The organism is Peptoniphilus sp. HMSC075B08 (assembly GCF_001815405.1).
GTDB lineage: Bacteria > Bacillota > Clostridia > Tissierellales > Peptoniphilaceae > Peptoniphilus_A > Peptoniphilus_A harei.
Genome location: NZ_KV820433.1, coordinates 64,102 through 75,497 on the forward strand (window position 1 = coordinate 64,102; position 11,396 = coordinate 75,497).

An 11,396-nucleotide genomic window follows, 5' to 3' on the forward strand; every position below is an offset into this window, starting at 1 on the left:
AGAAGGAGGGATGTAATGGATAAGTACAATATTTTAATTGCCGAGGACGACAAGGAAATCGCAAGGTCCATTGGAATTTATCTAAAAAATGAAAATTTTGAAATTTTTTACGCTGAAGATGGACTTGAAGCTCTAGAAATTTTTAAAAATGAAAAAATTGACCTAATTATAATGGACCTCATGATGCCAAAACTTTCTGGCGAAGAAGCAATAATTAAGTTAAGAGAAGTTTCCTTTGTCCCAATAATTATCCTATCTGCAAAATCAGAGGACACAGACAAAATTTTTGGACTCAACATTGGTGCTGATGATTATGTTCAAAAGCCCTTCAATCCAATGGAGCTTATTGCTCGAGTGAAGAGCAACTTGAGAAGATTTTATGCCTATGATTTAAAAAAGGACAGGAACTTTATTGAGATAGGCAGCATCAAGCTAGACTTGTCGCAAAAAATTGCCTATGTAGAGGACAAGCCAGTAGCACTTACTTCTATAGAGTTTAAAATTTTGGAACTCTTGATGAAGAATCCCAACAGGGTATTTTCCATTGAAGAAATTTATGAAAGTGTCTGGAATGAACCAGCCATGGAGGCAAAGACTGTGACAGTTCACATTAGACGAATTAGAGAGAAAATTGAAGTAAATCCAAAGAAGCCAATGTACTTAAAGGTTCAGTGGGGTCTTGGATACAAGTTTGAAGATTTGAGGCGAAAATAATGAAAAAAAATTCTTACAAATTATCCTATTATGCTTTAATAATTTTAGGGTTATCACTTATTTCACTTTTAGCAGGTAGATTTTTATTTTCAAGGGATCCTGACTCTTCTTATAGAAGAATTATGACAGATAATAGAATTACTACCACTATAGACTTTTCTCTTAGCGGTGAAAATTATAGCTCCTATAATGCATTTAACTATGCTGTTAAGTCCTATAAGCTAAAGTATTTTGACCAAAATGGAAATGTTGTTACAGATCCAGGATTAATTGAAGCTCAAAAGAAGAAGGATGATCTAAAGGCCAAGGGACTTGATCCAAAGGACTATCTTGAAGATTGGATGATAGACCAACCAGAATTAAAATCTGAATATAAAACATTTTATCTTACTAATGAATATGAAAAAAATGAGTTTGATCCTCTAGAGATTGAAATGAGAGATAATGACTTCTTAATCACAGGTTCGGTAATTAATAATAGTATAGTGATTGATAAGGTGCAAATGAGTCAAAGACTTATGGATAGCGACTACAATTTTATAGACAAGTCTTTTAAATCTAAACTTAATGACAGTTTTAGAGATTTGAACAGCAAAAATAATATTAAAAGTTTAAAGTTTGCTTATTACTTATCTTTAGATGATGAAATTTTTAAAGAAATTGAAAGAGATGTCTTTAGGGACCAAGTCCAAGTGCAAATTGGAGTAAGTGTCTTAATTGCAGCTGTCCTTTCAGTAATACTTGGACTATTTATGAATATGGAAAAAGTCGACGAAAGCCAAGAACTTAAAAAAGTCTTTAAGTTCCCAATAGAACTTGTCTTAGTTTTATTTTTCATATTTTCAATGGTCGGATTAATGATTTCTAGTGGAGGGCAAGTTTATACCAACTTATTTATATTTTATGCCTTATACCTTGTAGGTCTAATGATAGTTTCTTTAACAGCAAACTATTTTGTAATTCTTTTAAAGTCAATCTTTAATAAGAATACAGAAAATTATTTAGTAGAAAATGCTTTAATCTATAGGGCCTTTAAGGCAAGCATTGCAGAATTTTCAAGAGTAGACAAATTTGATAGTAAGGAAATAAACAATGCCAAGATGAAATTCACCCTTGTTTACCTTGTCATATGTTTTGTAGTATTTATACTCTTCCTATTTTTTGCAGGCATGTTTGCAGCATCACCTGAAGCTATAGTTATACCAATGATAATCTTTGCAGGCTTCATTTACTTTATTATTCTTAAAAACATTAATCAAGTTGCGAGAATTAATAGGGAAGCAAGCGAAATTGTTGGAGGAAATTATAAGAAGAAGATTGAAAAAAACGGTGGCCTTTACGACGGAATAGTTGATAATTTTAACAACATTGGATCAAACTTAGACCTTGCCATTGAAGATGCAGTCAAGTCTGAAAGGTTAAAGACAGAACTTATAACAAATGTGAGTCACGACCTAAAGACACCGCTCACTTCAATACTCAATTATTCTGACTTGCTCTCAAAAGAAGATAATTCAGAAGAGGAAGCCAGGGAGTATGCAAGGATAATTAATGAAAAGTCCAACAAGCTCAAGGTCTTAATCGAAGACTTATTTGAAGTTTCAAAGGCAACATCAAATAACGTTGAACTAGACAGGCAAGAACTTGACTTTAATTCTCTTGTTCAACAGTCAATAGGTGAGTGGGAAGATAAAATTAAGGAAAATAATATTGAGATAATTTCAAATCTTCCTGAAGAAAAAGTTATGCTTAATATTGATGGACAAAAAATTTCAAGAGTTTTAGACAACTTATTCTCAAATATTTCTAAGTATGCCCTAGAAAATTCAAGAGTTTATGTTGACCTTATTGATGGCGATAAAGTTAAGCTTACAATAAAAAATATTTCTAAGTATCCACTTAATATTTCTGCAGAGGAACTTATGGAAAGATTCACTCGCGGAGAAAAATCAAGGACAACTTCAGGATCAGGTCTTGGTCTATCAATAGCATCTTCCTTTGTGAGAGCTCACGGAGCAAGCTTTGACATTGACATCGACGGAGACTTATTCAAAGTTACAATTGAATTTTAAAAATATAATTTAGTAGAAAAATAGAAAGTTCGGGAGACCGGACTTTTTTCTTTGCCCAAATTTTCTCTTGTGATAATATATGACTTAGGAAGTGATAATGTGATTCTAAATAAAATACGAAAATTAATGGAAGAAAATAATATAGATTTTTACCTTGTGCCATCAAAGGATCCCCATGGGTCTGAGTACTTGCCAGACTATTATAAGGAAAGAGAATTCTTGACAGGTTTTACTGGTTCACAAGGGACAGCCCTTGTTACAAGAGATGAGGCCTACCTTTGGACTGATGGAAGATATTACATCCAAGCTGCAAAAGAAATAAAAGACTTTGGCTTTGAACTCAAAAAGCAAGGCCAAGCTGGTGTCCTAAACTATGATGAGTGGATTGCAGAAAATATTAAAGAGGGAATGACACTTGGCCTCAATGCAGAATACTTTTCTCAGCAAGAGTTTTCTTCTATCTCAAAGAAATTGCAAAATAAAAATATTAAAATTATTGACATAGATTTGATAAAAGACCTTTGGGAAGATAGGTATGACTTCCCATCTGATGATGCCTTCTTATTGGACATAAAATATGCTGGCAAGTCCACAATAGAAAAAATTTCTGAAATAAGAGAAATTCTAAAAAAGAAAAATGCCAATATGACAGTGGTTTCTTCACTTGTTGACATTGGCTGGACCCTAAACCTTCGTGGCATGGACATCAAGGACACGCCAGTTTTAATTTCCTTTATGATAATTGAAGAAGATAAGGTACTTTTATTTACAGACAAGACTAAGATAAAAAATATTGAAGAAGAACTTTCTAAGGTTCTAGAGATAAAAGATTATTCAGAATTTTATGACAATTTAAAAACTTATAAGGACGAAAAAATTTATCTTGATTCCGCATCTATTAATGAAAGAATTTATAAGGGACTTTGTGACAAGAACGAAATTATCTTTGGAAGAAATATTTCAGAAGACTTAAAGGCTATAAAAAACGAAGTTGAAATAAAAAATCTTGAAGAAACTTATATTAGGGACGGTGCGGCACTTTTTAAGTATATCTATTGGCTAAAGAAAAATTCAAAAAACAAAATTGGAGAATATGAGGCTGCTATGAAACTTGATGGACTTCGTGGAGAAGACCCACTTTATATTTCAAATTCCTTTGACACAATTTCTGCCTATGGGCCTAATGCTGCCATGATGCACTATCACGCAAGTGATGAAAATGAATCTATTATAGAAGACAAGGGACTTTATCTTGTGGATTCAGGTGGCCAATATTATTCGGGGACAACTGATATAACAAGGACAATTGCCATGGGAGACTTAAGTGAAGAAGAGGTTAGAGACTACACATTGACCCTAAAGAGCCACATCAACCTCATGGACGCAGTTTTCTTAAAGGGAACTTATGACTTAGCCCTTGATGGGATAGCAAGGTATGCCCTTTGGCAAGAGAGAATGGATTACAAGTGTGGCACTGGCCATGGAATTGGTTTTGTCCTTTCAGTTCATGAAGGACCTCAAAGGATTTCTCCAAGAGACCCTGCAGTTAGAATGGAAGAAGGCATGATTGTCTCTAATGAACCAGGAGTTTACAAGGAAGGCAAGCATGGCATTAGAATCGAAAACATCATGAGGGTTGTTTACGACTGTGAAACTGTGGACTCTGTCTTTAATAAGTTTAAGACAATTTCCTTCTGTCCCTTTGAACTTGATGCAATTGATGTAAATCTTTTGACAAAGAGGCAAGTGGAAGTTTTAAATTCTTATCACAAAGAAGTTTTTGAAAAATTAAGTCCATATTTTGAAGGAGAAATTTTAGAATTTTTAAAAGAAGCAACGAGAGAGGTATAGATAATTGTTAGATTTAAGAGAAAGGCTTGATAAACTTCCTGACAAACCAGGGGTTTATATAATGAAAAATGAATTAGACGAGATAATCTATGTTGGAAAAGCTAAATCTCTTAGAAAAAGAGTTAGACAATACTTTGGATCCTATGGGAAGTCCTCAAAAAAAGTTGCCAGTATGGTATCAAAGATTCACGACTTTGAATATATAATAGTAGAAAATGAAGTTGAGTCCCTGGTTCTTGAGTCCAATCTTATTAAGGATAATCTTCCAAAATACAACATCCTACTCCGTGATGACAAGCAGTATCCCTACATCAAGGTCAAGGTCAACGAAAGGTTCCCGAGGGTTATGAAGACAAGGAGAGTGGCTAAAGACGGGGCAAAATATTTTGGACCATATCCTGATGTCTTTGCAGTAAATGGATCCATTGAAACCTTTGAGAGGATTTATCCCCTTAGGACTTGTAATTTAAATCTTGAAAATGTGGAAGAAAAACCCTTTAGGCCTTGTCTTAATTACTATATTGGCAAGTGCCTAGGTCCCTGCACAGGAGAAGTAAAAGATGAAGATTACAATGTAATGGTTGATGAAGTCTTGAGCTTTTTATCATCTTCAAACAGTAACTTAGTTGATAAGCTTCATGAAAAGATGATGGACTATTCAAGAAATCTTGATTATGAAAATGCAGCAGACATACGCGATAGGATTAAAAATCTTGAATACCTAAAGGAAAGACAACTTATTTCTGATCCTGAGGCAAATGATGATAAAGACATCATAGCCCTTGCCAAGGGTATTGACGAAGTCTTAATTCAAATCTTCTTTTTTAGGAATGGGAAGATTATTGGACGCGAGCACTACATGATTAGGGACTATTATAATGATTCCTATGAAGAAATTTTTTCTTCTTTCGTAAAACAATTTTATATAGGAGCATCTTACATTCCAAAGGAAATTATAATAGAAGAAAAACCCATGGATATAAAAGTCTTGGAAGACTGGCTCACTGAAAAAAGAGGAAATAAGGTGAACATTGTAGTTCCAATAAAGGGCAACAAGAAGGAACTTGTCAGGATGGTAAAGAGAAATGCTCTTGACATGATTGAAAAATATGGAGACAAGTTTAAAAAGCGTGCCGAAACAAATAGGAAGGCTCTTGAAGATATAAAAGACCTACTTGACCTAGATGAAATTCCAAGAAGGATTGAAGCCTATGACATTTCAAACATTTCAGGAGTTGAATCAGTTGGTTCCATGGTTGTCTTTGAAGATGGTGATGCAAAAAAAAGTGACTATAGGAAGTTTAGAATTAAAAGTGTCCTTGGACCTGATGACTATTCAAGCTTAAAAGAAGTAATTGAAAGGAGATTTAAAAGAGGAGTAGAAGAGAAAAAATCTTCTAAGTCATCTTCTTTTTCAAATTTTCCAGATCTTATTATGATGGACGGTGGCAAGGGCCAGGTTAATGCTGCCAAGGAAATCCTAGATAAGTTAGGTTTAAATTTAGAAATTTGTGGACTTGTTAAGGACGATTTCCACAAGACTCGTGGGATTATTTACAATAATGAAGAATTTAAAATAAATATAAATTCTCGAGCTTACAAGATGATTTATAAAATTCAAGAAGAAGCCCACAGGTTTGCCATAAATTATCACAGAAACTTAAGGTCCAAGACTATGTTTAAGTCAGAGCTTGACAATATAAAATTGATTGGGCCAAAGAGAAAGGAAAATCTCTTAAAACATTTTAAATCAATTGATAAGATAAAAAATGCAAGCGTAGAAGAACTAATGGAAGTCGAATCCATGAATGAAGCCAGTGCAAATTCCATTTACCAGCACTTTAGGGGAGGAAAAAATGGGCGTTAAAATAAAATATATAGTAGATGAATTGAATTTTGAACTTGTTCACGCATCTACAGACTACAAGGATATTGAAATAGAAAGTAGCGATATCAATAGGCCAGGACTGCAACTTAATGGTTACTACTCAAAATTTGTTAAGGACAGGATCCAACTCATAGGAACTCAAGAGTGGCACTATATAAATTCTATGGAAGACAAGAAAAGGTATGAAACCCTAGAAAAGTTATTTAAGTATGACATTCCAGCAGTAATTGTTTCTAGAAATGCTGAAATTTTTCCTCAAGCCATTGAACTTGCAAAAAAATACAATGTAACGATTCTTAGGAGTCCTGATTCAACATCCAAAGTTTTTAGTAAGATAATTTCTCTAGTAGAAGATGAGCTTGCACCAACTATGAGGATGCATGGTGTTCTTTTAGATATTTCAGGTATAGGAGTTTTAATAACTGGCAGAAGTGGGATTGGAAAAAGTGAAACAGCCCTAGACCTTATCTCCAATGGTGCGAGGTTAATTTCTGATGACTCAGTTATTATAAAGAATTTAGATAAGAGGCTTATAGGAAAGTCGCCAGAAATAACAAAATATTTTATGGAAATAAGAGGCGTTGGCATAATAGATATTCAAAAAATGTTTGGCGTTGGCTTCGTAATGGAAGAAAAAGAAATCGAAGTTGTTGTTAACTTAGAAGATTGGGACGAATCAAAAGAATATGAAAGACTTGGACTAGACAACAATTATCAAAGCATTCTTGGGATTGATGTTGTAAGATTTGACATACCAGTTAAGCCTGGCAGGCACACTGCACTTATAATTGAAGTTGCAACAAAGAATTATAAGCAAAAAGAACTGGGTTATAATCCCGCAGAAGCATTAAATAATAGGTTAATGAATAATAGAAGGTAGGAGAAGATAAAAGTATTAGAGAGTAGTTTATTTATTATTATGAATAGTAGACCTATATATAAAAATAAAAATAGAATTCCGTAAAGTGGAATGCCTTTCACAGTTCGCTATTTTTAAATCTTTCTAAGACTTTTATTAATAATATTATTGAAATTTATTAAATTTAGTTCTATAATGTAACCAGTATGGTTAGTTAATATTTATATTATTAATAATTAGGAGGCAAATATGTCTAAAACATTTAAAACAATGGACGGTAATGAAGCAGCTGCTCACGTGGCTTATGCCTTTTCAGACGTTGCTTGTATTTACCCAATAACACCTTCTTCACCAATGGCTGAGCACATTGATGCTTGGGCTTCTCACGGAAGAAAGAACATCTTCGGTCAAGAAGTATTGGTTAAGGAGTTACAATCAGAAGGAGGAGCTGCTGGAGCTGTTCACGGTTCACTACAAGCTGGATCACTAACATCAACATATACAGCATCTCAAGGTTTATTACTTATGCTACCTAACATGTACAAGATAGCAGGGGAACTACTTCCAGGTGTATTCCACGTTGCTGCTAGAGCACTAGCATCACATGCACTTTCAATCTTTGGAGACCACCAAGATGTTATGGCAGCTAGAGCTGCAGGACTTGCTATGTTGGCATCAGGTTCAGTTCAAGAATCTATGGACTTAGCTGGTGTTGCTCACTTAGCATCAATTAAGGGAAGAGTACCATTTATCCACTTCTTTGATGGATTCAGAACATCCCACGAAGTTCAAAAAATTGAAGTACTTAACTACGAAGACCTTGAAAAACTAGTAGATAAAGAAGCAGTAAAAGCTTTCAAACAAAGAGCTCTTAACCCTAATGGACCAGAAATTAGAGGTACTGCACAAAACGCTGATATCTACTTCCAAGAAATTGAAGCATCAAACCACTACTACACTGATATCATTGATATTACTGAAGGTTACATGAAGGACATTTCTAAATTAACTGGTAGAGAATACAACCTATTCAACTACTACGGTGCAAAAGATGCTACTGACATTATCGTGGCAATGGGTTCAGTAACTGAAACAATCGAAGAAGTTGTTGACTACTTAAACGCAAAGGGACAAAAGACAGGACTTGTTAAAGTTCACCTTTACAGACCTTTCTCAATTAAACACTTAATGGCAGCAATTCCAGAAACTGTAGAAAGAATTGCAGTTCTTGATAGAACTAAGGAAAAGGGAGCAGTAGGACAACCACTTTACCTTGACGTTAGAGATGCATTCTACGAATCAGATAAGAGACCTCTTATCGTTGGTGGTATCTATGGTCTAGGTTCAAAAGACACTAACCCAACAGATATTCTTGCAGTTTATGAAAACCTTAAAGCTGACCAACCTAAGAATGACTTCACAATTGGTATCGTTGACGATGTAACTCACAAATCACTTGAAATTAAAGAACACATCACAACTGAACCTGAAGGAACTATTAGATGTAAGTTCTGGGGATTCGGATCTGACGGTACTGTAGGTGCAAACAAATCTGCAATCAAGATTATCGGTGACAACACTGACATGTATGCACAAGGTTACTTTGACTATGACTCTAAAAAATCTGGTGGGGTTACAATGTCTCACTTAAGATTTGGTGAAAACAAGATTACATCAACTTACCTATTAACAGAAACTGACTTTATTTCTTGTTCAAAACAATCTTATGTTTACTCTTATGACCTATTAAGAGGACTTAAGAAGGGTGGAAAGTTCCTTCTAAACACTATTTGGAATGATGAACAACTTGACGAACACCTACCAGGATATATGAAGAAATATATTGCTGATAATGAAATTGAATTCTACACAATTAACGCAACTAAAATAGCTGCAGAAGTTGGACTTGGTGGAAGAACAAACATGGTAATGCAAGCTGCATTCTTTAACCTTTCTCAAGTACTTCCAATAGATAAGGCTGTTAAACTTCTTAAAGAAGCTATCGTAAAAGATTACGGCGCTAAGGGTGACGACATTGTAAACATGAACTACGCTGCAGTAGATCAAGGTATCGATGCTCTACACAAAGTAGAAGTTAAAGAATCTTGGAAAGATGCTGATACAACTAAGGACTTCAAAATCGATGGAGCACCAGAATTTATCAACAACATTCTTATTCCAATGAACAGACAAGAAGGTAACGATCTTCCTGTATCAACTTTCACAGACATGGTTGACGGTACATTCCCATCAGGCACAAGCCGTTACGAAAAGAGAGGTATTGCAGTTAATGTTCCTCACTGGAAGAACGAAAACTGTATCCAATGTAACCAATGTTCATTAGTTTGTCCTCACGCAGTAATTAGACCTTTCCTTGCTGACGAAGAAGAAAAGGCTAACGCACCAGAAGGCTTTGAAACAATTAAGGCTAGAGGTAAGGGACTTGAAGATTACGAATACAGAATGCAAATTTCTCCACTAGACTGTACAGGTTGTGGTAACTGTGCTCAAGTTTGTCCAGCAAAAGAAAAAGCACTTGTTATGACACCATTCGAAGAGGAAATTGACGTTCAAGCAGCTAACTGGGAATATGCATCTAACAATATTAAATCTAAAGAAGAACACATTGAGCCAAACAACTTCAAGAACACTCAATTCCAAACTCCATATCTTGAATTCTCAGGAGCATGTGCAGGTTGTGGAGAAACTCCATATGTAAAACTTGTTACACAATTATTTGGAGATAGAATGAGTATTGCTAACGCAACAGGTTGTTCATCAATCTGGGGTGGATCAGCACCATCAATGCCATATTGTACAGATGAATGTGGAAATGGACCATCATGGGCTAACTCCCTATTCGAAGATAACGCTGAGTACGGATATGGTATGGCTGTTTCTCAAACTCAAACAAGAAATAGAATTAAAAATCTTATGGAAGAATTTGTTGAACTTAATGTTGACTCAGAAGCTAATGAAGCATTCAATGCTTGGATCGAAGGAATGGATGACTACAAGACTTCTAAGGCAGCAAGTGCAAATGTACTAAAAGTTCTTGATAAAAAATTCGGCAACGACAAGGCTGATGAAATAATTGAAGATCTTAAGGGTCTTGAAAAATTCTTAATTAAGAAGAGTCAATGGATCATCGGTGGAGACGGATGGGCTTACGACATCGGATACGGTGGAGTTGACCACGTTCTTGCATCTGGTGAAGACATTAACATCCTTGTTCTAGATACTGAAGTTTATTCAAACACTGGTGGTCAAGCTTCTAAGGCAACTCCAACAGCAGCAATTGCACAATTCGCAGCAGCTGGTAAGTTAACTAAGAAGAAAGACCTTGGCTTAATGGCAACAACTTACGGTTATGTATATGTAGCTCAAATTGCTCTTGGCGCTGACAAAAATCAAGCTTACAAGGCAATTAAGGAAGCAGAAGCTTACAATGGTCCATCACTAATCATTGCTTACGCTCCATGTATTAACCACGGTATTAGAGTAGGTATGGGCTTCTCAATTGAAGAAGAAAAGAAAGCTGTTGAAACAGGTTACTGGCACCTATACAGATTCAACCCTGAACTTAAAGAAGAAGGAAAGAATCCATTCATCTTAGACTCTAAAGAACCTACTAAACCATTCAGAGACTTCTTAGACGGAGAAGTAAGATATACATCTCTTAAGAAGTTATTCCCTGAAAGAGCAGAAAAACTTTACGAAGTTGCTGAAGAAAATGCTAAGGATAGATACGCAAGTTACCTAGCACTTTCAGAAGACGAAGAATAATTTTTGCCAAATAATATAATTTCTAAATAAATAAATAAATTTAACTCGCTTGAGGAAACTTGAGCGAGTTTTTTTATTGAAATTTTAAATGTATATATCTTATAAGATTTAAGTTAAATAAGAAATTGATATAAACTTATTAAATTTCCCTAAATTGTAATCAGTCTTTAAGTTAAAAATATTTATAAAGTCACAATTATTTATGAAGTAATAATTATTTATGAAG

The 11,396-nt window shown here is 34.7% G+C and carries 6 protein-coding genes; all 6 read left to right on the forward strand.

Annotated elements, in window-relative coordinates:
- Positions 1 to 15 precede the first annotated feature (15 nt).
- The 6 genes from HMPREF3023_RS01810 to nifJ all read left to right on the forward strand — a co-directional run bounded on the left by HMPREF3023_RS01810 (position 16) and on the right by nifJ (position 11,170).
- Complete coding sequence (locus HMPREF3023_RS01810; RefSeq protein WP_005956756.1) at positions 16 to 714, forward strand: response regulator transcription factor; 699 nt, start codon at positions 16 to 18, stop codon at positions 712 to 714.
- Positions 714 to 2,786 carry a sensor histidine kinase gene (locus tag HMPREF3023_RS01815; RefSeq protein ID WP_070700154.1) on the forward strand — a complete coding sequence of 691 codons (2,073 nt, stop codon included), beginning with the start codon at positions 714 to 716 and terminating at the stop codon, positions 2,784 to 2,786. Before HMPREF3023_RS01810 ends, HMPREF3023_RS01815 begins: the two co-directional genes overlap by 1 nt.
- Positions 2,787 to 2,885: 99 nt before the next feature.
- The gene (locus tag HMPREF3023_RS01825) at positions 2,886 to 4,637 is read left to right on the forward strand and encodes an aminopeptidase P family protein (protein WP_083315486.1); all 1,752 of its coding nucleotides are present in this window, start codon (positions 2,886 to 2,888) and stop codon (positions 4,635 to 4,637) included.
- A gap of 4 nt (positions 4,638 to 4,641) precedes the next feature.
- Complete coding sequence (gene uvrC / locus HMPREF3023_RS01830) at positions 4,642 to 6,504, forward strand: excinuclease ABC subunit UvrC (RefSeq protein WP_070700157.1); 1,863 nt, start codon at positions 4,642 to 4,644, stop codon at positions 6,502 to 6,504.
- Positions 6,494 to 7,405, forward strand: coding sequence for an HPr(Ser) kinase/phosphatase (hprK, locus tag HMPREF3023_RS01835; RefSeq protein WP_070700158.1), 912 nt, complete (start codon positions 6,494 to 6,496; stop codon positions 7,403 to 7,405). Before uvrC ends, hprK begins: the two co-directional genes overlap by 11 nt.
- A 228-nt stretch (positions 7,406 to 7,633) precedes the next feature.
- Positions 7,634 to 11,170 carry a pyruvate:ferredoxin (flavodoxin) oxidoreductase gene (nifJ, locus tag HMPREF3023_RS01840; RefSeq protein WP_070700159.1) on the forward strand — a complete coding sequence of 1,179 codons (3,537 nt, stop codon included), beginning with the start codon at positions 7,634 to 7,636 and terminating at the stop codon, positions 11,168 to 11,170.
- Positions 11,171 to 11,396: the final 226 nt, after the last annotated feature.